The sequence below is a fragment of the Luteibacter anthropi genome, assembly GCF_011759365.1.
In the GTDB taxonomy this organism is placed as follows: Bacteria; Pseudomonadota; Gammaproteobacteria; order Xanthomonadales; family Rhodanobacteraceae; genus Luteibacter; species Luteibacter anthropi.
The window spans coordinates 218592-241709 of the sequence record NZ_JAARLZ010000003.1; the positions used below are offsets into that span (position 1 = coordinate 218592).

Here is a 23118-nt window from a genome sequence, read left to right on the forward strand (position 1 = left end):
GGATAACGTGGTCGCCATTGGCGGTCGCCGACGAGGTCGGCTCCTACAGGGGCGCGCCAGGTGATCATGGATTGACCAGCGTAATGCAAGGCTTTGTTGCGAAAGACTGCTTTGCGGTTATCCACATGCTTATGCAGTGCGTATCCACATTCCGTGTGGATAACCACGGATGTCAGTGCACGGTGTCTTCCGCTTCGAGCTTGCGCCAGATGCTCTGGCCACCGGCAGCCTTGTCGAGCGCGTCGAGGCGCTTCGTGTGGAGTTCTTCTTCATCGCTGCTGGCACGCAGCACCACCGGACGTCGGACGATCACGATGTCATCGAAGGCATTTGTCGCCTTGGCGTCCGCATTGGCATCGAAGACGAAGTCCAAGCCAACCTGGCCCGAGGTCATCGCGATATAGACGTCGGCCAGGAGCTGGGCGTCGAGCAGGCCGCCGTGGAGGTCGCGGTGGGTGTTGTCCACGCCCAGGCGTTTGCATAGCGCATCGAGGCTGTTGCGCTGGCCCGGATACATCGTGCGCGCCATCGCCAGCGTGTCGAGCACGGTGGCGTGGTCGGTGACCTTGCCGTATTGCGCGCCGGCCATGCGCAACTCGGCGTTGAGGAAGCCTACGTCGAACGCCGCGTTATGAATGATGAGCTCGGCACCGCGGATGAAGTTGATGAACTCCTCCACCTTGTCGCGGAACAGCGGCTTGTCGACGAGGTCTTCGTCCTTGATGCCGGTGACCTTGCTGGCCTCTTCGTCGATCGCGCGCTGCGGATTGAGATAGGTGTGGAAGTTGTTGCCCGTGGGGCGGCGGCCGATCATCTCCACCGCGCCGATTTCGACGAGACGGTGGCCGAGCTGTACTTCCAGGCCGGTGGTTTCGGTATCGAGTACGACCTGCCTCATGCCACCTTGCCCTTTGTCTTGTAGATGATGGCCTGGTCGCGCGCGGCCACGTCCACCCGTTCGTTCTCCACATGGCCGTTGTGGCCCTTCACCCATTCCCAGGTCAGGTCGTGCGCGGCGGCGGCCGTGTCGAGGCGGATCCACAGGTCCTGGTTTTTCACCGGCTTCTTGTCGGCGGTCTTCCAGCCGTTCTTGCGCCACTTGGGCACCCACTCCTGCACGCCCTGCATGACGTACTTGGAGTCGGTCATGAGATGCACCTTGCAGCGACGGGTCAGGGCCTCGAGGGCCGCGATGGCGCCCATCATCTCCATGCGGTTGTTCGTGGTGTCCGCCTCGCCACCGGAGAGCATCTTCTCGATGCCCTTGGCCCGCAGCAGGGCCGCCCAGCCGCCGGGGCCGGGGTTGCCGAGGCAGGCGCCGTCGGTGAAGGCTTCAACGATATCGGTCATGTGTTCAGCTGAGTTTCTGTCGTGCGTTACGGCGGGCTCCGGAGGCGAGCGTGCCCGACATGGGGGCCGGCACCGCCACCGGGCGGGGGCGCAAGGTTAACGCCGTCGGCCGTTTTTTGCGCGCCAGCAACAGATATCCACCGCCCAGCACTGTCTCGGCGAAGGGCTGGCCCGTGGCACGGGGCCAGGGATTCCCCAGCCGCTTGGGCATGCTCAGCTCGAAATCGTCGCGGACCAGGCGCTGGCTCCACCACCAGGGCCAGGTCAGGCGTGGGCGGGGGCCCCGGTGACTGTGCCTCGCTACCCAGGGCGACCACAGGCCCACGGGATGAATGCCCGTGATGGCCAGCATGCCGCCCGGCGCCAGCACCCGGATGGCCTCGTCCAGGAGGTTGTCCTGGCGGGAAGTGGTTTCCAGGGCGTGGCTCAGGATCACCACCCCGAAGGCGTCGTCCACGAAGGGCAGGCGCTCCAGGCCGCTGGCCTTTACGTCGCCGCCCAGGGAGGCCCCGGCCACGCGGACGGTCGCCCAGTGGCCCAGCAGGGGGATCGCCGGGGTGGGCGCCTCGGCGGCCGCCGTGAGGTGCAGGCCGTGCTCACCGGTGCAGCGGGCCAGCAGGGGGCCGAGCACACGGGCCTCGTCGGCCAGCAGCTTGCCGACCTGGGGCGTGGCATAGATGTCTGGGGCTGAATGCGGCATGTGACCTGAGTGTAGTGAGGTTGAATGGCTCCCGCACGGTTAACGCACAACTAACGAGTACGGTGTACCCGGCTGATATAGTCCGGCCTCCCCGCCCTCCGGGCGGCCATTCCCTGGGTGTTCGCGCCCTATCGACGTTGCGGAGCCAACCCGATGCATTGGGTACCCGTCGCGGCCTTGAGCGACAACTACATCTGGCTGGTCGCCGATGACGAAGGCAACGCCTTTGTCGTGGATCCCGGTGAAGCCGCCCCCGTCGAAGCCGCCCTCGCGGAGCGTGGCTGGGAGCTGCGCGCGATCCTGCTGACGCACCACCACAACGACCATGTCGGGGGCGTCTCCGATCTCGTGGCACGCCACGACGTCGAGGTATACGCCACCGCCGATCCGCGCATCCAGCCGAAGAACCACTTCGTGGACGATGGCGACGTCATCACCCTGGAATCGCCGAAGGCCACGTTCAGGGTCATCGCCGTGCCTGGCCACACGAGTTCGCACGTGGCCTACTTCGGCGAAGGCTTCCTGTTCTGCGGCGATACCTTATTCAGCGTCGGCTGCGGCCGCCTTTTCGAAGGCACGCCGGAGCAGATGCTCGCCTCGCTGGACCGCTTTGCCGACCTGCCTCCCGAGACGCTGGTCTGCTGCGCCCACGAGTACACCGCGGCCAACATTCGTTTCGCGCTCAGCGTCGATCCGGACAACGGCCCCTTGCGCCTCCGTCGTGACGAGGTGGCGCGCTTGCGCGAGGAGGGCCGCCCCAGCGTGCCCAGCAACCTCGCCGACGAGTACGCCACCAACCCCTTCCTTCGTGTCGACAGCGAGGCCATTGCCCGCTGGGTTCAAACACAAGGCAAGGAACACGCCACGCGGGTGGAGCGCTTCGCCGCGCTCCGCCAGGCCAAGGACACCTTCAAAGCATGATCGCTCTCACCCGGCGGCTGTTGCCCACCCTCATTCCGCTCGTGCTCACGGCCTGTGCCGCCACGCCTTCCCGCCCCGTCGCTCCACCGCCCGCGCCTGCCCCCGTGCAGCCGGTGCAGGACATCGCCTTCGTGCCGAAGATGATGCGCCCTGCCCCGCCGGCCGATTTCTGGGCAGGCATGCGGGATAGTTTCGGCATGCCGGGATGCTCGGCCGACCCACAGGTGTCGGCCTGGGCACGCACGTACACGCAGAAGCCCAACCGCTTCGAGCAACAGATCAACGAGGTGTTGCCGCTGATCGTGTATGCGCACAAGTCGGCCATGACGCATGGCGTGGCAGGTGAGTTCGCCCTGCTGCCCTGGGTGGAAAGCCAGTATCGCCACGTGCCGGGCAAGAAGAACCGCCCGGCCGGGATGTGGCAGATCATGCCCGACACGGCGCATACGCTCGGCCTGCGCGTGGACAAGAATTACGACGAACGCCTCGATATCACGAAGTCCACCGAATCGGTGATGTCGATGATGCGCCGCTATTACGATGATCTCGGCGACTGGCGCCTGGTCGACGTGGCCTACAACGCCGGCGAGTTCGGCCTGAAGAAGACCATCGAGAAGCACGGTGGTCCGTCGGGCGACGATGGGCTGCCCGATGTACCGATGAAAGCGAACACGAAGGAACATCTCGTGAAGCTGATGGCCATCGCCTGCATCGTGCGCAATCCGGAACGCTTCAACGTACGCCTGCCGAAGCAGGATACCGAAGAGGCGTTGCAGGTCGTGCAGGTGTCGAATCCGCAGTCGCTCGCACAGGCAGCGAAGCAATCGGGCATGACCACGGATGATCTGCGCGGTTTCAATCCGGCGTATCGTACGAACAAGGGCACGGTGTATTCGAGCCTGCTGCTGCCGAAGACGGCGGCCGACCAGTACAAGCTGGGGCCGGTTGATCCGGTGGCGGATGTGCCTGACACGACGCCTGCCGACGATGTGGACGATACGCCGTCGAAGTCTTCCTCCTCGAAGCATGGGAAGAAGGCACACGCCACGAAGAATACGAAGGCTGTCGCAAAGGCGACACCGAAGAAGTCCGCGCCTGCCAGCAAGGCTGAAGCACCGCAGCTTGCGATCCACAAGGTCAACAGCGGCGAATCGCTGTGGTCCATTGCACGCCTGCACCAGGTGAGCGTGGATGAACTGGTGAAGTGGAACGATCTTCCGTCGAAGGCTGTAAAGCCAGGTCAGGTCCTGAAGCTCACGGCATCGCGATAACGTCGTCCTTGCGAAAATTTTGGACGCAGTGCGGTGCACTCAGTTTTCGCGAGAGGGGCTGCTGCACACGAGCCGATGCAGCGTGGCGGCGCTTACTGGTGAACCGGGGCGCTGGGTTCCTGCGTTCGCAGGAACGACGGGCTGCGAGATCGCAGCTCCCCACCTATCCCTCACGTCGTCCCTGTGAAAACAGGGACCCAGTGCGGTGCGGTGGGTTTTCGCGAGAGGGTCACCTACACACAAGCCGATGCAACGCAGCGGTGCTTACTGGTGAACCGGGGCGCTGGGTTCCTGCGTTCGCAGGAACGACGGGTTGCGAGATTGCAACTCCCCACCTACCCCTCACGTCGTCCCTGCGAAAGCAGGGACCCAGTGCGGTGCGGTGGGCTTTCGCAAAAGCGTCACCTACACACGAGCCGATGTAGCTGGATGGCGTTTGCTGGTGAATCGGGGCGCTGGGTTCCTGTTTTCACAGGAACGACGAGCTGGTGGGGGGCAGCTCGTCGCACTAGTTCTTCAGAGTTGCACCACGTCCCACTGCACGTCGGCGCTCACGTCGGCGTCGTAATCCACGCCTTCCGCTTCGAAACCGAACAGCTTGATGAAGCCGTGCTTGTAACCGGCGTAGTCGGTGTCGTCCCACAGGTTCGCCGTGGTGACGGTGGGCCACAGGGCCTTGCACTCGCCCTGCACGTCGTCGCGAAGCTCCCAGTCGTCCAGGCGCAGGCGGCCTTCGCTGTCGGTTTCCGGCGCGGCGCCATCCGCACGATACAGGCGGTCGTGGAACAGACGGTTGATCTGCTCGATGGTGCCTTCGTGGATGCCCTTGGCCTTCATGATCTTGAAGACCATCGACACGTAAAGCGGAATCACCGGGATGGCCGAGCTGGCCTGGGTGACCACCGACTTCATCACGCCCACATACGAGCGCAGGTGCTTGTCGGCATGACGCGCGCGCAGTTCTTTCGCCGTGCGATCCACGTGCTGCTTGGCCTGACCCAGCGTGCCGTGCCAGTAGATCGGCCAGGTAATGGACGTGCCAACGTAGCTGTAAGCGATGGTCGTGGCGTGATCCGCCAGTACACCGGCCTCGGCCAGTGCATCGATCCACATCGACCAGTCTTCGCCACCCATGACGGTGACGGTGTCTTTGACTTCCTGCTCGTTGGCCGGCTCGACGGTGGCCTGCACCACGGCGTCCTTGTTGGTATCCACGGAGGATGCCGTAAAGGTGTCACCCATGGTCTTCAGCGCGGAGCGCACTACCGTACCCGGCTCGCCCAAGGCCGTGCCTTCCGGAAGCTTGCGCACCGGCGAGGCCAGCGAATAGACGACGAGGTCGATCTTGCCGCCCATCTCGTTCTTGATGATCTCGATGGCCTTCGCGCGCGTTTCGTTGGCGAAGGCATCGCCGTTGATCGACTTCGCGAAGAGGCCGGCTTCGCGGGCCAGCGCATCGAAAGCGTGAGAGTTGTACCAGCCCGCGGTACCGGTCTTGTCTTCGCTCGAGGGCTTCTCGAAAAAGACCCCCAGGGTCGCCGCACCGTGACCGAAGGCCGCAGTGATGCGCGAGGCCAGGCCGTAGCCGGTGGATGCGCCGATGACGAGGACGTTCTTCGGTCCCTTGGCGAATTCGCCGCTGGCCTTGGTGATGGCGATCTGTTCCTTCACGTTCTGCGCGCAACCGGTGGGATGGGCGGTGACGCAGATGAAGCCTCGGACCTTGGGTTTGATGATCACGGATGATTCCTTTGACGCGATTTAGGCGGCCATTGTAATGGGGGCGGGGGCCATTCGCTTCCGCATGGTGCGCAAGAGCGGTCGCGCACAGGCGCGCTCCTGGGGGGATACGGCCCGGATGGGTGTTGTGAACCTGTTGTGGTCGCGCGCAGGCGCGCTCCTACAAGGCACCGTACCCCTGTAGGAGCGCGCCTGCGCGCGACCATAACAGGGAGGCGATCCGCCCGTGCCGCGCCCCTGCGCGCGACCGCTTTACCCCACAAAAAAGGCCCCGGACAAAGCCGGGGCCTTTTAAATCTGCCGATCAAGGCAAACCTTACATCCGGTCCTGCGCGATCTTGATCTCGGCCTTCGCCCGGAGCGCCTGGACGTAGTCCATGGTCACTGCCTGGGCCATCGCGTCCGTCATCTGGCCGCGCAGGCCGTCGCGCTGGGCCTTCTCCACCTTGGACGGGTCGCCGTCGGTCACCTTGTCGACCGCCACCAGCGCATAGGTTGCGTTGTCGGTACGGATTACCGACCACACTGCCTTGCCATCCACCGGATGCGGCAGGCTGAAGGACTGCACCAGGATCTCCTCCGGCACGTCCTTCACGGTGGCGAGCTTGTCGCGCTCAAGATCGGGCAGTGCACGCACCGGGGCCTTGATGAGCGAGGCGGCATCACCACCCTTGGCGAGCTGGGCCACGAGGTCGTCGGCCTGCTTCTTCGCGAGCACGTCGACGCGCTCGTCGAGGATGCGCTGGCGCACGCTGTCCTTCACATCGGCCAGCGCCTTCGGAGCAGCGGCGTTGTGCTTATTGAGATGCATGACGATCGCATCGCCCTTGCCCAGCTGGACGAGCGAGGAATTGTTGCCCTGGTTGAGCACGTCGTCGGCGAAAGCGGCCTGGGCGAACTTCGGATCGCTCGGGATGCCTTCTCCGCCCTGACGGCTGAACAGCGGCGAGGTCTTGATCTGGATGTCCAGTTCCTTCGCCACGGCATCGAGCGAGCCCGGGTTGCGCTCGGCGAGATCGGCCATCTGACCTGCACGCTCGTTGTAGAGGCGCTCGCCCTCGTTCTTCGCCCAGTCGCTGGCCAGCTGGCCACGGACTTCGGCAAACGGCTTGGCGTCGCCGTCGCGGGCGTCGCGCAGCCAGATGATGTGGTAGCCCTCGTCCGGCGACAGCACCGGCTCGTGCGTGATGTCGCCCTTTTTCATGCCGAACAGCGCCGTGTCGAAGGCCGCGTTGGCAACACCTTTTTCCAGCCAGCCCAAGTCGCCGCCGGTGCGCTTGGAGCCCGCGTCATCCGAGTTTTCGGCAGCCAGCTTGGCGAAGTTTTCCGGCGTAGCTTCGGCGGCGATCTTCTTCGCCTTTTCGAGGGCAGCCTTCTGCTGGTCCGGCGTGGCGTTCTTCGGCACTTCGATGAGGATGTGCGACGCCTCGCGCTGTTCCGGCTGCGCATAGCGCTGCTTGAACTTGTCGTAGTACTCGTGCAGCTGCTCGTCGGTGGGCGTTCCGATCTTGAGATCGGCCTGCTTCACTTCGAGATAATCGACCGACACCTGCTCGGGCACCGTGTAATCGACGATGTGCTGCTTGTAGAACGATTCGATATCGGCGTCGGACACGTTCGCATCCGTGAGCGACGGACGCGGCAGCGTCGCGAAACGCAGGTCGCGCTTTTGCATGCGCAGACGGAAGAAGTTGTCGACGTCCGCCTCGCTGACCAGCGTGGTGGACGAAATAGCCTGCGGGATGAGCTGCGTGGACAGCGACGAGCGGATCTTCGCCTCGTACATCGCCGGCGTCATGCCCTGCATGTTGAGGATTGCGCGATAGGCCTCGGGGCTGAACTGGCCGTTGACCTGGAAGCCCGGGTCGCCGCCGATGGTGTTGCGCACATCGAGGTCGGACACCGTGAGCTTGAGGTTGGTGTTGGCCTGCTGCAGCAGCGCCTGGCTGATCATGCCGTCGAGTACTTTCTGTTTGAACTCGGGCTTCTCGAGATCAGCCGCCGAGTACGGCGAATTCGGCGTCTGCGAGAACTGCTGGCGCAGCTCGTTGAGGCGATTCTGCCAATCCTGCTGCGAAATCTCTTGGTCGCCGACCTTGGCCACGTAAGTGTCGACACGCGAGACGAAGTACGACTCGATGCCGAAGAACGCGACAGCGAATACGCAGACGCCGAGGACGATGGCCGCCGGCCAACCATGGATCTTGTTACGCAGGGCTTGCAGCATGATGCGACTCGCAACGGTTGCGCCGGCAAATCCTTACCGACGGTAGATAAAGCAAAGGCGCCACACGGGCGCCTTTGCGGACCAATGGCGGAGTGGACGGGACTCGAACCCGCGACCTCCGGCGTGACAGGCCAGCATTCTAACCGACTGAACTACCACTCCACTTCCGTTTGGTGGGTGCTGAGGGGATCGAACCCCCGACCAGCGCCGTGTAAAGGCGACGCTCTACCGCTGAGCTAAGCACCCTCCGTACGGTAAGACCAGTTAGTTTACGTGATCCTTGAGCGCCTTGCCAGCGGTGAAGGCCGGGACCTTCGATGCCGGGATCTTGATCTCTTCGTTCGTGCGCGGGTTGCGGCCGGTACGGGCAGCGCGGCTACGCAGCTTGAACGTGCCGAAACCGACGACGGCGACATCTTCACCCTTCTTCAGGGTGTCCTTGACGGCCTCGATCAGGCCTTCGAGCGCACGAGCGGCATCAGCCTTCGACAGCTCGGACTTTTCGGCGATGGCGGCGACCAGTTCGGTTTTATTCATTACGTGACTCCCTAAAGGTGATTCGAATCGCCGGACGGCGATCCTGGGCGAAAGACATTAGGTCGTGAAGATCGTGTGATCTCAAATACGACCCCGTGATCGATGGTGCCGTTGCGGCGCGGATGATCGCGGTGACGCCTTTATACCAGCGCCCTACCCCCACCGCAATACAAGCAATACCAAGGCTTTCAGCGCGTATGCATGGTAATTCGAGGGTTGCGCGAATGCAGAAAAACGATTATTGCGCGGGCGCAATGACAGGACGACGAAAACGAAAAGAGCGCACCTGGGTGCGCTCTTGTTCGCCTCACGAAACGATCAATGGGTGACCGACGGAGAATCCTTCGCCTTGCCCTTGCCCTTCGTACGCGGCACATCGACGCTCTCGCTGCCGTTGCCACTCTTGGCCTGCCCGATCGGGCGCTCCAGCGCGAGATCAAGCACTTCGTCGATCCACTTCACCGGATGGATATCCAGCGACGAGGTGATGTTCTCCGGCAGATCGGCGAGATCCTTGCGGTTTTCCTCGGGGATGATCACCGTGGTGATGCCGCCGCGATGCGCCGCCAGCAGCTTCTCCTTGAGCCCGCCGATGGGGAGCACGCGACCCCGGAGGGTGATCTCGCCCGTCATCGCCACCTCGGAGCGCACCGGCACCTTGGTAAGCGCAGAGACGAGCGCCGTGCCCATGGCGATGCCCGCACTCGGACCATCCTTCGGCGTGGCACCTTCCGGTACGTGGATATGGATGTCGAGCTTCTCGTGGAAGTCTGGCTCGATACCCAGGCCCGCCGCACGCGCACGAACCACGCTGAGCGCCGCCTGGATCGATTCCTTCATCACGTCGCCAAGCTGGCCGGTGTGGACCAGACGACCCTTGCCCGGCACTACGGACGCTTCGATGCTGAGCAGGTCGCCACCGACCTGGGTCCAGGCCAGGCCCGTGACCAGGCCCACTTCGTTCTGCTGCTCCGCACGACCGAAGTCGAAGCGACGCACACCGAGGTAATGGTCGAGGTTGGCGGCATCGACGCGCACGAGGTCCGGCGCGAGCGCCTTGCCCTTCGCTGCCTTCGCGGCCGGCTTCTTCACCTTCGCCTTCGCACTGGCCGGCACGGTACCGAGCGCCAGCTCCTTCACCACCTTGCGGCAGATCTTGGAGATTTCGCGCTCGAGGTTACGCACACCCGATTCACGCGTGTAGAAGCGCACGATGTCGCGCAACGCATCTTCCGCCACGGCAAGCTCGCCGCTCTTCAGGCCGTTGGCCTTGAGCTGCTTCGGCAGCAGGTACTTCTGCGCGATGTTGAGCTTTTCGTCTTCGGTGTAACCCGGGATGCGGATGACTTCCATGCGGTCGAGCAGCGGACCGGGAATGTTGAGCGAGTTGGCCGTGGCGATCCACATCACTTCGGAGAGATCGAGATCGACTTCCAGGTAGTGGTCGTTGAAGGCGTTGTTCTGCTCCGGATCGAGCACTTCCAGCAGGGCCGACGACGGATCGCCACGGAAATCCATCGACATCTTGTCGATTTCATCCAGGACGAACAGCGGGTTCTTGGAACCGACCTTGTTGAGGTTCTGCACGATGCGGCCCGGCATCGAACCGATATACGTACGGCGGTGACCACGAATCTCGGCCTCGTCCCGCACGCCACCCAGGCTCATGCGAACGAACTTGCGGTTCGTCGCCTTCGCGATGGACTGGCCGAGCGAGGTTTTGCCCACGCCGGGCGGACCGACGAGGCAGAGGATGGGGCCCTTCATGCGATCGACGCGCTGCTGCACGGCGAGGTACTCAAGGATGCGATCCTTGACCTTCTCAAGACCGAAGTGATCGGCGTCGAGGGTTTCCTGCGCCAGGGCAAGATCCTTGCGGACCTTCGAACGCTTCTTCCACGGCACACCCACCACCCAGTCGAGGTAGTTGCGCACCACGGTGGCCTCGGCAGACATCGGCGACATCTGCTTGAGCTTGTTGAATTCCTGCTTGGCCTTGGTGAGCACGGCCTTGGGCATGCCGGCGGCTTCGATCTTCTTCTGGAGTTCGTCCAGTTCGTTCGCGCCCTCCTCGCCCTCACCCAGCTCCTTCTGGATGGCCTTCATCTGCTCGTTGAGGTAGTACTCGCGCTGGCTCTTCTCCATCTGCGACTTCACGCGGCCGCGGATGCGCTTCTCGACCTGCTGGAGATCCATCTCACCATCGACGAGACCGATCAGCAGTTCGAGACGCTGGCCGACATCGGAGGTTTCGAGCACCTTCTGCTTGTCGGCCATGCGCACGGAAAGATGCGCGGCGATGGAGTCGGCAAGACGCGAGGGATCCTCGATGCCCGAGAGGGTGGCGAGGATTTCCGGCGGGAGCTTGCGGCTCTGCTTCACCAGTTGTTCGAACAGGGAAACGAGCGAGCGCGAGACGACGTCCAGCTCGCGTTCGTTGCTGCTGTAGATGGGCTCGATGACGCGGGCGCGACCGCTCATCATGCCGGCTTCGTCCTCGAACGATTCGATCTGCACGCGCGACTGCCCCTCGACCAGCACCTTAACGGTGCCATCGGGCAGTTTCAGCAGCTGCAGGACACCAGCCAGGGTGCCGACCTGGTGCAGGTCGCCCACGGCCGGATCGTCGATGTCGGGGCTCTTCTGCGCGACGAGCAGGATCTGCCGCTCGCCTTCCATCGCCTGCTCCAGTGCACGCATGGACTTGTCGCGTCCCACGAACAGCGGAATGACCATGTGCGGGTAGACGACAACGTCACGCAGGGGCAGGACCGGCAACAGGTCCAGCGCGGCTCCGCTCGTGGTTTGGCTGCGATTCTTCGCCATGTGCTTGGGATTTCCCTCGGAGATTTTAGGGCTCGCCCCGACACTGCGCCGGAGCCGCCATGAACGTCAAGTGGTGGCGCGCGGAAAGGCGATCAAGAGCCCGGGTGAAACGAAAACGGCCCCGGCGCCTTGCGACGCCGGGGCCGTCCAGGGGCGGCGCGGACCGTCAGGCCGCGTCGCCGCCCTCTCCCGCAATCCGCTGCTGCTGCAGGTTGCCACGGTAGATCAGGTAGGGCTCTGCCTGGCCTTCGATCACGGCGTCGTCCACCACCACCTTGCTGACGTGCTCAAGGGACGGCAGCTCGAACATCGTATCGAGCAGGACCTGTTCGAGGATGGTACGCAGGCCGCGTGCACCGGTCTTGCGCTTGAGCGCGCGACGGGCGATGGCGGACAGGGCCTCCGGGCGGAATTCCAGCTCGGCGCCTTCCATGTCGAACAGCTTGCGGAACTGCTTGGTGACCGCATTCTTCGGCTCGGTGAGAATCTGCACCAGGGCAGCCTCGTCGAGTTCGTCGAGCGTGGCCACGACCGGAAGGCGGCCGACGAATTCCGGAATGAGACCGAAACGGACCAGATCGGCCGGCTCGACCTCGGACAGCTTCTTGCCGACGTTTTCCGTGCGCTCCTTGGAGCGCACTTCGGCGCCGAAGCCGATGCCCGTGGTCTCGGAACGCTGCTGGATCACCTTCTCCAGGCCGGCAAACGCACCGCCGCAGATGAAGAGGATGTTGCGCGTGTCGACCTGCAGGAACTCCTGCTGCGGGTGCTTGCGGCCGCCCTGCGGCGGCACCGAGGCGAGCGTGCCCTCGATGAGCTTGAGCAGGGCCTGCTGCACGCCTTCGCCGGAAACGTCGCGGGTAATCGACGGGTTTTCGCTCTTGCGCGAGATCTTGTCGATTTCATCGATGTAGACGATGCCGCTCTGCGCCTTCTCGACGTCGTAGTCGCACTTCTGCAGGAGCTTCTGGATGATGTTTTCGACATCCTCACCCACGTAACCCGCCTCGGTGAGCGTGGTGGCGTCGGCGATGGTGAAGGGCACGTTGAGCAGTCGGGCCAGGGTCTCGGCCAGCAACGTCTTGCCCGAACCGGTGGGACCGATCAGGAGGATGTTGGACTTGCCCAGCTCGACTTCGTCGTTCTTCTGGCGCGATTCCATGCGCTTGTAGTGGTTGTAGACGGCAACGGACAGTGCCTTCTTGGCACGCGTCTGGCCGACCACGTACTGGTCGAGCGCTTCCATGATTTCGCGGGGCTTCGGAAGTTGGGTACGGCCGGAGGCCGCCTTTTCTTCCAGTTCCTCGCGGATGATGTCGTTGCACAGCTCAACGCATTCGTCGCAGATGAACACGCTGGGACCGGCGATCAGCTTGCGCACTTCATGCTGGCTCTTGCCGCAGAAGGAGCAATAAAGAATCTTTCCGCCGTCATTGGAACGGCTCTGCCGCTCGTCGCTCATGCTTTGGGCCCTACTGAGAATCCAGGTGCGCTTTGAGAATAGCACAGCACTCCGCCCCTGGAATCAGGAGCGAAGTGCTGGTTTTCACAAGCGAAAAAGTTCAATCAAGCCGACCGGACGGTTTCGTCCGTGCGCTTCTCGGCCACCGAGTCGATCAGGCCATAGGCCTGGGCCTCGGCGCCGCTCATGAAGCGGTCGCGCTCGGTATCGCGGGCGATCTCGTCCACCGTCTTGCCGCTATGGTGGGCCAGGATCGCGTTAAGCCGCTCACGCATCGTGAGAATTTCACGGGCGTGAATCTCGATGTCGGTGGCCTGGCCGGAAATGCCGCCAGCCCAGGGCTGGTGGATCATGATCCGGGAGTGCGGCAGGGAGAACCGCTTGCCCGCCGCACCGGCGGCCAGCAGCAAGGCGCCCATCGAAGCCGCCTGGCCGATGCACATGGTGCTGACGTCGGGCTTGATGAACTGCATCGTGTCGTAGATCGCCATGCCCGCGGTGACGGAACCACCGGGGCTGTTGATGTACAGGTTGATGTCCTTGTCCGGGTTCTCGGACTCGAGGAACAGCATCTGGGCGACGATCACATTGGCCATGTAATCGTCGACCGGGCCGACCGCGAAGATGATGCGCTCCTTGAGGAGACGCGAATAAATGTCGTACGAACGCTCGCCGCGCGAGGTCTGCTCGACGACGATGGGCACCAGGTTGAGATTCTGGATCGGAGCCATGGACATGCGGTCTCTCCTTCGAGTGGGGCCCGGGGTGGTAACCAGAGGATCGGCGCTTACGCGCCGACCGGTCGCATCACCTCGTCGAAGCTCAGTTCCTGGTCGGTGGACTTGGCGTTATCCGCCACCCACTCGGCCACCTGGTCTTCCATCACGCGGTTCTGCAGTCCCTGCATCAGTTGGGGATCGCCGTTATACAGTTCAATGACCTTTTCCGGCTCTTCATAGGTAGAGGCAATCGCCGTGAGCATCTCGGCCAGGCGCTTGCGATCCAGGCGCAGCTCGTTCTTGCGGGCGATCTCACCCATGATCAGGGCGGCGATGACGCGCTTGCGGGCGAACGGCAGGGCCTCGGCCACCATCTCCGGCGACGGCTGCTGGCCGCGCGGCAGGTTGCCGGCGGCAAGGCTCTCGGCCTCGGCGTTGGCCATGAGATCAGGCACGTCAAGCTCGGCGTAGGCGCCGGCCAGCTTCTCGGCCACTTCGGACTTCAGGCGGGCCATCACGGTCGCCTTCAGTTCGCGCTCGAGGTTGGCGCGGACTTCCTTGCGGAAGGTCTCGATGCTGCCGTCGGCCACGCCGAACAGCTTCACGAAGTCGTCGTCCACGGCCGGGAGGTTCGGCTCCTGCACCTTGACGATCTTCAGGGTGACCTTGGCGGTCTTGCCGGCCAGGTCCGGGTTGCGGAAGTCTTCCGGGAAGGCCACGTCCTGGACCAGGTCGTCACCGGCCGTGCGGCCGGTGAGGGCCTCGTCGAGCGCCTTGAACAGGGTGCCCGAGCCCAGCACGCTGCCGGCGCGCTCGAGGCCTTCGGCCGGGAAGCGGTAGTCACCGGCTTCGGCGGCGTATTCGAACATGACGAAGTCGCCGTCCTTCGAGGCGCGCGACACTTCGTCGAAGCTGCGGCGCTGGGTGCGCAGGGTCTCGATCATCTTGTCGATGTCGGTGTCCTTGACCTCGGCCTTCGGACGGGCGATTTCCAGACCGGTCACGTCGATGGCCGGGAACTCCGGCATGATCTCGAAGGTGGCGGTGTAGGCGATCTCGCCGTCCACCGGATTGCCGGTGGTGTCGACCGACGGGTTGGCGATGGGTTGCAGCTTTTCCTGGGTGACGGCGTCACGCAGGGTGGAGCCGATAAGCTCGGAAAGGGCTTCGCCACGGACCTGCGCGCCGAAGCGCTGCTTGATCACGGTGGTGGGCACCTTGCCGGGACGGAAGCCCTTCAGGCGGACCGTACGACCCATTTCCGCGATGCGCTCGCTGACCTGCGCCTCGAGGCGCTCAGCCGGGAACTTCACCGTGAGCTTGCGCCCGAGCTTGCCGACATTCTCAACCGAAACCTGCATGACCTCTCCTGAAACCACCACGTGACGTGGCGCGATGGCGACCATCCGTCGCCGAACCGAAACAAAGGGAATTACACGGATGCCGGATCGATCGCCTCCCCGGTGGCGAAAAACCCCGCAAATGACTGCCCATTCTACGTTTTGCCTTCCCGCCCCCGCAACATGCGCTATTCGCCCGTCCAGCGCCTGGGTCCGTCCCCCTCCGCAGCCAGCGCATCCCCGGGATTCATGAGGGAGCAGGCCTCCAGCGAGAGGCAGCCGCAGCCGATGCAGCCCGTGAGGCGATCCTTGAGATTGTGCAGTTGGGCGATGCGCTGCTCCAGTTCGTCCCGCCAGGCCGCCGACATGGCGGCCCAGTCGTCACGGCCCGGGGAGCGGCCCGAGGGCAGGTTCGCGAAGGCCCGGCCCACGGCTTCCAGGGGGATGCCTACCCGCTGGGCCACCCGGATCACGGCGATCCGGCGCAGCACGTCGGCCGGGTAGCGCCGCTGGTTGCCTGCCGTGCGCAGGCTGTGGATCAGGCCCTTGCGCTCATAGAAGTGCAGCGCGGACACCGCCACGCCCGACCGGTTTGCCACCTCGCCGACACTCAGCTCCCGCATGCGCTTGACCTAAACCAAAGTTGAGGTTCTATCCTGATCTCACGGGTCGCCCGATGCAAGCGTGCGACACTGCCCCCTACCCCAGGATGTATCGGATGAACGTGAGTACCAGCGAACCAGAACTCCGCCCGGCCAGGGAGGCCACGCCGACGGATGGCATCCTCTCCCCGACCTACCGCGCGGCCACCATCGGCATGGTGGCCCTGATTTCCCTCATCGCCTTCGAAGCCCTGGCGGTCACCACGGCGATGCCCACGGTGGCGCGCGAGCTCGATGGGCTGAAGCTGTACGCCCTGGCCTTCGGTGGCGTGCTTGCCACCAGCGTCATCGGCATGACCCTCTCGGGTCGCTGGAGCGACCGCAGCGGTCCTGCACCCGCCATCTGGACCGGCCTCGTCGGGTTCGTCGCAGGCCTGCTCATTGCCGGTTTCGCCCACGACATGCCAACCCTGCTGGTGGGCCGCCTCGTGCAGGGTTTCGGTGCCGGCTGCCTCTTCCCCGCTCTCTACGTGATCGTGGGGCACCTCTACCCCGACAGCCTCCGGCCCAAGGTGTTCGCCTCGTTCTCGGCAGGCTGGGTGGTGCCGGCCCTGATCGGCCCGGCCGTCAGCGGCGCCATCGTGGAACACGTGGGCTGGCGCTGGGTCTTCCTCGCCGTGCCCGTACTGGCCGTTCCCGCAGCCCTGGCCCTGCGTGGCGCGCTTGCCTCGCTGGCCCCGCCCAGCCATGTCGCCACACCGCAGCCGGGGCGCATGCTCAATGCCGTCGGCGCCTCCGTCGGCGTCTGCCTGCTGTTCGTCGCCGGCCAGGAAAGCGGCTGGCTGGCTGCGGTAATCCTCATACCCGCCCTTGCCCTGCTCCTGGGCTGTGGCCGGCAGCTGCTGCCGAAGGGCACGTTGCGCGGCGCGCGCGGCCTCCCTTCCGTGATCGCCCTGCGCGGCATCGTTGCTTCGGCGTTCTTCGGCGCGGAGGCCTTCCTGCCCCTGATGCTCTCGCACGAGCACGGCATGTCGCCGCTCTGGGCGGGTCTTGCGATCAGCGGCGGAGCGCTCGGCTGGTTCGCCGGCTCGTGGTACCAGGGTCATTACGCGAAGATCTCGCGGCAGGCCATCATCCATCGCGGTACCGTCGCCATGCTCGTTGGCGGCATCGCCGCCGGGCTCGGTACCTATGCATGGATGCCGGTCGCGGCCGCCATCGCGGGCTGGGCGCTTTGCGGCCTGGGCATGGGCATGACCTACGCCACGGTCTCGGTGGCCACCCTTTCCATGTCGTCGCCCGAGGAACAGGGCACGAACAGCTCGGCCTTGCAGCTGTGCGAGTCGCTGACGGTATCCACGACGCTGGCCCTCGGCGGCTCGCTGTTCGCCGCCCTGCTCGCGCTTTCCTACACCGCCGCCTTCAGTGCGAACTTCGCCATCACCTCCTTGCTCGCCCTGCTCGGGGTGCTCGTGGCACGCAGGACCAACGTTCCGAGCTGAATCAGGATGGGCGGACGAACATGTCCGCCCCACTCATCCAGAGGGGTAGTCAAGACCAGATTCCCCGGGACCGGCTTCATCAATTCGCCTTTCCCGGTCTTTCCCCGTCGGACTGCTTCCTCGTTGCTCCAGCTCGTGCAGATAGCGCCGCAGTAAACCTGCCCGTCGTGGCCGAAAGCTGACCGTGGTGGCCTCCACAGCCTGGATGCGTTCGAGCCGGAACATCCGGAAGTCGTCACGAAGGCAGCATCGGGCCAGCAACACAAGCATCTGCTCCAGGTACACCACGGCCAGCGGCCAGACGGTGCGACGGGTAAAGGCCCCCTGCCTGTCCGAGTAATCGATGAGCAAAGCCCGCTCCTGCCAGCAGGCTTCGCGGATGACATCGACATCCGGTAGCACCGCGTAGCGCTGGCCGAAACGTCGTACATGGGAGATGGCGTGCGCCATGTGCTCCTGCGTCCTGGAGGGCAACGTGGACGCCACCTTCGCCAGCACGGTTTCAGCAGCCCCGGCCAACGCTGCATCGCCCATATGCCGGACTTCCGCCATGCCCAGTGCAATGGCTTCGATCTCCAGACGCGAGAACGCCTGCGGTCGCATGATGCCGTCATTGATCAGCGTATAGCCGTAGCCGCGCTCGCTATCGATCTCCGCGCCGCCGGCGCGCAGCACCTCGATGTCGCGATAGACCGAACGCAGGGATATGCCTGCGGACGACGCCAGCTGCTGCGCCGTAACCGGGGGCGGCAGGCTGCGCAGCAGGTGCAGCAGACGAAACAGGCGATCGGAGCGAGGCATTCAGCTGACAGGAACTGGCAGGAGGGACTCGTATCTTACGGGCCATCCCACCACTCACGCAGGAGCCCTCGCCCATGTCCGTCCGTACCGTCACCCACCTCAATTTCCGCGACCAGGCCCGGGATGCCCTGACCTTCTACCAGCACGCGCTGGGTGGGCAGCTCACCCTGGTGAGCTATGCCGATGCGGGGCAAGCCGACAAGGCATCCGATCCGTCCCACGTGATGTGGGGCCAGGTCGTCACCGACGGAGGATTTCATGTCATGGGATATGACGTGCGACCGGAGCAGCCCTGGCACCCCGGCGAGAACGCTTTCTACGTGTCGCTGCGATGCGATAGCGAAGCCGAGGCCCAGGCGCTATGGAAGGGGCTGGCTGACGGCGGTTCGGTCATCGAGCCGATAAAACCGTCGGCATGGTCGCCACTGTACGGCATGCTGAAAGACCGGTTCGGGATCACCTGGGTGATCGATGTGGCCGTGGCGTACGGCTGATCCCATCGGGCGCCCTTGCCGTGGTGCGAAAGGAGGGACTCGAACCCTCACGGATTTCTCCGCCAGAACCTAAATCTGGTGCGTCTACCAATTCCGCCACTCTCGCTCGCGGCGCTATTTTAGGGATGTGCGGGGCGAAGGTCTATGGATGGGGCGCAGCTGCCGCGCCCGGAGGCCTTCGCCACTCCAGCAGGCAACAGCATGAATGCCCATTGATATTAAGTATCAATGGGCTACGAGCGTAGACAACGAAGGACACGCGGAATGAGTGCAATATCCGTGGGTACGCGTGTACTTTGGGTTATCGGCACGATGCGTACGTACATCGTGCCCATCGACGGGGCGAAACACGCAGATAACAATGTGGCCGGGATCGTTCTCTACCTGGTCGCAGGCGCCGTTACGCTTGCTGCACTCAACCAATGCAAGGAGCACGTATGTACTTACCCACCCCCATCCGTTATGGCGTTGCCATCGCAGCTATCGCCGTCACAGGAGCCTCATTGGCTGCTCCTCAGGCAACCACCGGCCTCGGGGCGTCATGGCCCAACACTACCGACCTGAGCACAAGCTCGCGTTATCACGTCTATCGCTTTGAACGTGCGGGTGTGCAGTACGTCCAGGTGAACGATGCGGCTGGAACCGTACGAGGCGCCATCGCTGTGGCCGGAGACCAGGTCATTGACCTCCCGATCGGGCTCGACGCGTCCCACTGGGTCATTGGCAACGGCGATCCGGCCGCCCCAGCAGGCGAGCCGGTTTATCACGACGAGACGGTGACTATTTCCATTGCTCCGCAGTCGAATGGAACAGCTCGCATGATGGTGGCCCCAGGAACATGCGACGACCCTGCTGTGTGCAGCAAGCGCGATCCCTGAGTTCTAGGAACGATTGATTTGCACCATTGCAGCAACCTCTCGTGATCGGGCGCCCGCGACAAGGGCGCCCGATAACACCAGAGCCAACACGACCTGCACTTTTAGCGTATCGGAGTCAAAGGGACCACTGGCAGTAGAGGCGAGAGCAAAGCTCGCCATCATCCCCCCGATCGCAGTGCCGTGCCATCCGTGTCGCCATGTCAAGCCAAGTACAGGCCACAGCAGCGCAAAACGTGCCACTTCACGGCTAGGTTCATCCAACGTGGACAGTGTGAACCAGACAAGCGCGGCAAGGGTGGGAGCTACCCACCAGATTACATCCCGAAGAAGAGTGCTTCGCCATATGGCATGGATAGTGATCAACGATCCATTTGCACGGAATCGTTCGCGAAGAGCCAGGATAACTGGCGTCAACGTGAGGGCACCCAAATAGGCACCAAGCAGGTATGAAACGAGAATCTGAACCGGCTCGTGAGAAGGAAACTTCCCGGGCACATTCATAGTGGCCGCGAGCCACGTCACTGTAATCGTCACCGCTGTGAGTACAGAGACGCAGAATGTTGCCCCGAGAAACACATGCATTCGCAGCCGGCCATCCGAATCATTCAACGGCCATCGGGTCCGAATGGATTGTAGGGCCGGCCACCAGATCCCCACCGTTGGAATCGACACAAGAAATGCCCATGCCATTCCAAATTTCTCTGCGCAAAACACGGCATTTTCAATCAGCGGCACGCATTCGCCTAATGCAATGGCCAGCCAGAAGCGCATGGGAAGAAGCAGCATACATGCGAGGCGAAGGCCCGTGGTAAGCAGGAATTGAGGCGGGGAAAGGTGATACGTGATCTCATAGACCGCTTCATAAGCGGCGGCGACCGCAACGTATTGCCCCCAGACATACCAATGCGCATTGCTTCCTTTCAAACGGCCTCTCCCAAGTCGTTTCAGCGTTCGTGCGAACCATCCCCACTGCCTACCTTCTCATGCATGGACACGCAATGGTAGGTTGCTGAGTCCACCGTTGGCATGTTTGCCGAATCCGCCTACCTCCCGCACCTCACTGCGCGATGAACACGGATGCTGCTCAAGGAAGATCAATAGAGGTACGCTGACGGAAAGCAACCATCGCACGGAGCACTCATGCATCTCTTCAGGCTCGCCATTTTTTCCATGATCGTGGCCCCCTTCTTTTCTGCAGGCGTCGCTTTTTCCAAACCTCAGGCGGACACTGGCCTGGGCACGTCGTGGCCCAACGCCACCGACGTCAGCACCAGCCCGCACTACCACGTCTACCGCTTCGAACGCGCGGGAATCCGGTATGTACAGGTAAACGACGGTAACGGCACCGTGCGTGGCGCGGTGGGTTACACAGGGGGACAGATTCTGGATCTGCCCATCGGAGCCGATGCATCGCCCTGGGTCATCGGGACTGCGCCGGGCGCAACGTCTGGTGAACCCGTCTATCGGGACGAGGCAGTATCCATCTCCGCCGCATTGCAGTCAGATGGCACCGAGCAACTGATAGTGACGCCGTCGACTTGTGAAAAAGACCCGCTGGCGTGCAGCGGTCACGGTCCCTGATCGGCTTCGGTCATACGGCGCGTGGCGGTTGATCGGGCGCCCAGGATGAGCGCGCCCGACAGCACCACGGACATCACAGTCTGGACCTTTAGTGTCTCGTTATCGAGCAAGCCATGAGCCGTCGAGGCAAGGGCAAAACTGGCCAGCAATCCGCCAACGGCCGTGCCATGCCACCCATGTCGCCAGGCCAGGCCCAGCACGGGAAGCAACAATGCGAACTGTGCCAGCTGCCGCACGCTTTCGACGTTGGCGGTTAGTGCGAGCCAGTCAAGCACGGCCAGTGCGGGTATGACCCACCACAAGATGTCCCGCAGCAGCGTGCTGCGCCAGACGGCGGCAACGGTAAGCACGTCCTGCCGACGAAGATACCTGTCTCGCAACGACAGAATGACGGGCGTCAACGTCAATGCACCCAGGTACGAACCCACAAGACGCGACACGAGAACCATCGTCGGATCATGCGCAGGGAACTTGCCTGGATCATGCATGAAGGCAGCCATCCACGTTGCCGTGATCAGTCCGGCGGTAATTATCGAGGCGACAATCGACGCATAGACGATGACCTGCATATGCAGCCGCCCCTCTGCATCGTAAAGATGCCACTTGCTGCGCACCATGCCGAGTACGGGCCAGTAGAAGACAACGGTGGGAATGGCGATCAGGACGGCCCACGCAGTGCCAAAGCGATCAGCGCAGAAGAGCGCGTTCTCGGCCAGCGGTACGAATTCGCCAACAGCCAGTGCAGGCCAGAAACGCGCTGGCATCAACAGCATGCATGCCAGGCGCAATCCCGTCGTAAGGAGGAATTGAGGCTGGGAACAGTATCGCGCAATCTCGTACACCGCTTCGTATGCTGCGGCGACGGCAATGTATTGCCCCCAGGCATTCCAGTGCGAAATGCTCCTTTTCAAACGCCCCTCCCAAGCCGTTCAGATCATCGCCTGCGAAGCCCCCACCCGCGCCCGGCTTCGCATGCACAAGATGACGATGGTAGGCCGCAATGACGGAAAGCGCGAGGCTTTAAGAGGGAGCCCTCCCACCATGGCGACGAGGGCCGATTAATTCCTGATGGCAGGACTGGAAATGGGGCGGCTGATTTTCCTGAATCGATATTCAGTCAAAACGAATATCTGAATAATCCACGCAAAGAAAAAGGCACCTGATTTTCATCAGGTGCCTTTGAATTGGTGGGCCGTCTAGGATTCGAACCTAGGACCAATTGATTAAGAGTCAACTGCTCTACCAGCTGAGCTAACGGCCCGGAAACACAAATTGTAACACGTCAAAAGTGGGGTGGACGATGGGATTCGAACCCACGACATCCGGAATCACAATCCGGTACTCTAACCAACTGAGCTACGCCCACCATAAAACCTGAACTGGCGCGCCCGACAGGAATCGAACCTGCAACCGTCGGCTTAGAAGGCCGATGCTCTATCCGGTTGAGCTACAGGCGCAGGCACTGTACGTAGAACACCATTTGGTCGGGGCAGAGGGATTCGAACCCCCGACATCCAGCTCCCAAAGCTGGCGCTCTACCAGACTGAGCTATACCCCGAAACCTTGAGCCACACCGATCAAACTAGCGAGCTTTCAGATGCTACGGGTCAAAGCCTAGCCCGTCAATCCGTATGAACACACCACACTTTCAACTACCGTGGTTACCGCATTCAACCGCGACAACCTGCTTAAAGATGGTGCGCCCGGAGAGATTCGAACTCCCGACCACCAAGTTCGTAGCCTGGTACTCTATCCAACTGAGCTACGGGCGCACACTTTAAACCTTTGACCCGGTGACTATCGCGGTGAAGCGTTAGCGCCGTGTCGAGAAGCGGAATTATTCAGATTTCGACGGTGCCCGTCAACACTTTTTTGAAACTTTTTTTCGCGCGACGGTAACGAAGCGGTCAAATCGAAGGCTCTTTCGTTACAGGAGAAAGGCTTAGCCTTCACATGACAACATGTCGCAGGAAGGCCTTTTTCCCTGTGTGGCGGATCGTTTCTGTAGCAACGGTGTTCTCACCGGATGCGCTGCTCGACGAGCAGCGCATCCGGTGAGAACACCGTTGTCAAAAAGCAGCGCAGGCGATCGGGGATACCGCAGGCCGGCGCGACAAGGGCTGCCCCCGACGGCTCGGTCTCGGCCACGTTAGAGCGCCGAGCAATG

At 63.0% G+C, this 23118-nt stretch carries 21 protein-coding genes and 8 tRNA genes; 6 read left to right on the forward strand and 23 right to left on the reverse strand.

What is annotated here, in order from left to right; translation table 11 throughout:
- Positions 1–172 precede the first annotated feature (172 nt).
- The 3 genes from dnaQ to HBF25_RS06450 are packed head-to-tail and all read right to left on the reverse strand — an operon-like array spanning position 173 to position 2050.
- Positions 173–898: a DNA polymerase III subunit epsilon gene (dnaQ, locus tag HBF25_RS06440; RefSeq protein ID WP_166947127.1), complete on the reverse strand. Its 726-nt coding sequence runs from the start codon at positions 896–898 to the stop codon at positions 173–175.
- Complete coding sequence (gene rnhA / locus HBF25_RS06445; RefSeq protein WP_166947128.1) at positions 895–1350, reverse strand: ribonuclease HI; 456 nt, start codon at positions 1348–1350, stop codon at positions 895–897. The genes dnaQ and rnhA overlap by 4 nt, the downstream gene beginning before the upstream one ends.
- Positions 1351–1354: 4 nt before the next feature.
- A complete protein-coding gene (locus HBF25_RS06450) occupies positions 1355–2050 on the reverse strand; it encodes a class I SAM-dependent methyltransferase (protein ID WP_166947129.1) in 696 nt (231 codons plus the stop codon).
- Positions 2051–2203: 153 nt separating this feature from the next.
- Here HBF25_RS06450 and gloB point away from each other — a divergent pair, with 153 nt between their 5' ends.
- Both gloB and HBF25_RS06460 read left to right on the forward strand, forming a co-directional pair.
- Positions 2204–2971: a hydroxyacylglutathione hydrolase gene (gloB, locus tag HBF25_RS06455; RefSeq protein ID WP_166947130.1), complete on the forward strand. Its 768-nt coding sequence runs from the start codon at positions 2204–2206 to the stop codon at positions 2969–2971.
- The gene (locus HBF25_RS06460; protein ID WP_166947131.1) at positions 2968–4242 is read left to right on the forward strand and encodes a transglycosylase SLT domain-containing protein; all 1275 of its coding nucleotides are present in this window, start codon (positions 2968–2970) and stop codon (positions 4240–4242) included. Before gloB ends, HBF25_RS06460 begins: the two co-directional genes overlap by 4 nt.
- Positions 4243–4758: 516 nt before the next feature.
- Here HBF25_RS06460 and fabV read toward each other — a convergent pair.
- From fabV to soxR, 10 genes are all read right to left on the reverse strand, one after another.
- A complete protein-coding gene (gene fabV, locus HBF25_RS06465) occupies positions 4759–5982 on the reverse strand; it encodes an enoyl-ACP reductase FabV (RefSeq protein WP_166947132.1) in 1224 nt (407 codons plus the stop codon).
- Positions 5983–6298: 316 nt separating this feature from the next.
- Positions 6299–8209, reverse strand: a complete 1911-nt coding sequence (locus tag HBF25_RS06470; protein ID WP_166947133.1) for a SurA N-terminal domain-containing protein — start codon at positions 8207–8209, stop codon at positions 6299–6301.
- A gap of 85 nt (positions 8210–8294) precedes the next feature.
- A tRNA-Asp gene (locus HBF25_RS06475) sits at positions 8295–8371 on the reverse strand.
- A gap of 9 nt (positions 8372–8380) precedes the next feature.
- Positions 8381–8455: transfer RNA gene (locus HBF25_RS06480), tRNA-Val, on the reverse strand.
- An 18-nt stretch (positions 8456–8473) separates the two neighbouring features.
- The gene (locus tag HBF25_RS06485; protein ID WP_166947134.1) at positions 8474–8746 is read right to left on the reverse strand and encodes an HU family DNA-binding protein; all 273 of its coding nucleotides are present in this window, start codon (positions 8744–8746) and stop codon (positions 8474–8476) included.
- 318 nt (positions 8747–9064) lie between these two features.
- Positions 9065–11572 carry an endopeptidase La gene (gene lon, locus HBF25_RS06490; RefSeq protein WP_166947135.1) on the reverse strand — a complete coding sequence of 836 codons (2508 nt, stop codon included), beginning with the start codon at positions 11570–11572 and terminating at the stop codon, positions 9065–9067.
- Positions 11573–11738: 166 nt separating this feature from the next.
- Entirely contained in the window at positions 11739–13034 is a 1296-nt protein-coding gene (gene clpX / locus HBF25_RS06495) for an ATP-dependent Clp protease ATP-binding subunit ClpX (protein WP_166947136.1), read from the reverse strand.
- Positions 13035–13138: 104 nt separating this feature from the next.
- Complete coding sequence (gene clpP, locus HBF25_RS06500) at positions 13139–13765, reverse strand: ATP-dependent Clp endopeptidase proteolytic subunit ClpP (protein WP_425483445.1); 627 nt, start codon at positions 13763–13765, stop codon at positions 13139–13141.
- A gap of 56 nt (positions 13766–13821) precedes the next feature.
- Entirely contained in the window at positions 13822–15114 is a 1293-nt protein-coding gene (gene tig, locus HBF25_RS06505; protein ID WP_166947138.1) for a trigger factor, read from the reverse strand.
- Between the two features lie 167 nt (positions 15115–15281).
- Positions 15282–15716 carry a redox-sensitive transcriptional activator SoxR gene (gene soxR, locus HBF25_RS06510; RefSeq protein ID WP_166947139.1) on the reverse strand — a complete coding sequence of 145 codons (435 nt, stop codon included), beginning with the start codon at positions 15714–15716 and terminating at the stop codon, positions 15282–15284.
- A 95-nt stretch (positions 15717–15811) separates the two neighbouring features.
- Here soxR and HBF25_RS06515 point away from each other — a divergent pair, with 95 nt between their 5' ends.
- Positions 15812–17197, forward strand: a complete 1386-nt coding sequence (locus HBF25_RS06515) for an MFS transporter (protein WP_166947140.1) — start codon at positions 15812–15814, stop codon at positions 17195–17197.
- A 33-nt stretch (positions 17198–17230) separates the two neighbouring features.
- Here the strand turns inward: HBF25_RS06515 and HBF25_RS06520 are convergent, their stop codons facing one another.
- Positions 17231–17998, reverse strand: coding sequence for a helix-turn-helix transcriptional regulator (locus tag HBF25_RS06520; RefSeq protein WP_166947141.1), 768 nt, complete (start codon positions 17996–17998; stop codon positions 17231–17233).
- A 74-nt stretch (positions 17999–18072) separates the two neighbouring features.
- Between HBF25_RS06520 and HBF25_RS06525 the strand changes: the two genes are divergently transcribed.
- Positions 18073–18492: a VOC family protein gene (locus tag HBF25_RS06525; RefSeq protein ID WP_166947142.1), complete on the forward strand. Its 420-nt coding sequence runs from the start codon at positions 18073–18075 to the stop codon at positions 18490–18492.
- Positions 18493–18513: 21 nt separating this feature from the next.
- Here the strand turns inward: HBF25_RS06525 and HBF25_RS06530 are convergent.
- Positions 18514–18598 (reverse strand) — tRNA-Leu (locus HBF25_RS06530).
- A gap of 331 nt (positions 18599–18929) precedes the next feature.
- On the opposite strand from HBF25_RS06530, the gene HBF25_RS06535 reads away from it, so the two are divergent.
- The gene (locus tag HBF25_RS06535) at positions 18930–19370 is read left to right on the forward strand and encodes a hypothetical protein (protein ID WP_166947143.1); all 441 of its coding nucleotides are present in this window, start codon (positions 18930–18932) and stop codon (positions 19368–19370) included.
- A gap of 3 nt (positions 19371–19373) precedes the next feature.
- Here HBF25_RS06535 and HBF25_RS06540 read toward each other — a convergent pair whose 3' ends face one another.
- Complete coding sequence (locus HBF25_RS06540) at positions 19374–20294, reverse strand: MASE1 domain-containing protein (protein ID WP_166947144.1); 921 nt, start codon at positions 20292–20294, stop codon at positions 19374–19376.
- A 216-nt stretch (positions 20295–20510) separates the two neighbouring features.
- On the opposite strand from HBF25_RS06540, the gene HBF25_RS06545 reads away from it, so the two are divergent.
- The gene (locus tag HBF25_RS06545) at positions 20511–20951 is read left to right on the forward strand and encodes a hypothetical protein (protein WP_243853101.1); all 441 of its coding nucleotides are present in this window, start codon (positions 20511–20513) and stop codon (positions 20949–20951) included.
- Here HBF25_RS06545 and HBF25_RS06550 read toward each other — a convergent pair.
- The 7 genes from HBF25_RS06550 to HBF25_RS22375 form a co-directional block, all read right to left on the reverse strand.
- Positions 20939–21862 (reverse strand): MASE1 domain-containing protein, encoded by a 924-nt coding sequence (locus HBF25_RS06550; protein WP_166947145.1) that lies wholly within the window; start codon positions 21860–21862, stop codon positions 20939–20941. The two genes, HBF25_RS06545 and HBF25_RS06550, sit on opposite strands and share 13 nt — an antisense overlap.
- 274 nt (positions 21863–22136) lie before the next feature.
- A tRNA-Lys gene (locus HBF25_RS06555) sits at positions 22137–22212 on the reverse strand.
- Between the two features lie 28 nt (positions 22213–22240).
- A tRNA-His gene (locus tag HBF25_RS06560) sits at positions 22241–22317 on the reverse strand.
- A 14-nt stretch (positions 22318–22331) separates the two neighbouring features.
- Positions 22332–22408: transfer RNA gene (locus HBF25_RS06565), tRNA-Arg, on the reverse strand.
- Between the two features lie 24 nt (positions 22409–22432).
- Positions 22433–22509, reverse strand: a tRNA-Pro gene (locus tag HBF25_RS06570).
- Between the two features lie 137 nt (positions 22510–22646).
- A tRNA-Arg gene (locus HBF25_RS06575) sits at positions 22647–22723 on the reverse strand.
- 247 nt (positions 22724–22970) lie between these two features.
- Positions 22971–23099, reverse strand: coding sequence for a hypothetical protein (locus HBF25_RS22375; protein WP_279588133.1), 129 nt, complete (start codon positions 23097–23099; stop codon positions 22971–22973).
- Between the last annotated feature and the right edge of the window lie 19 nt (positions 23100–23118).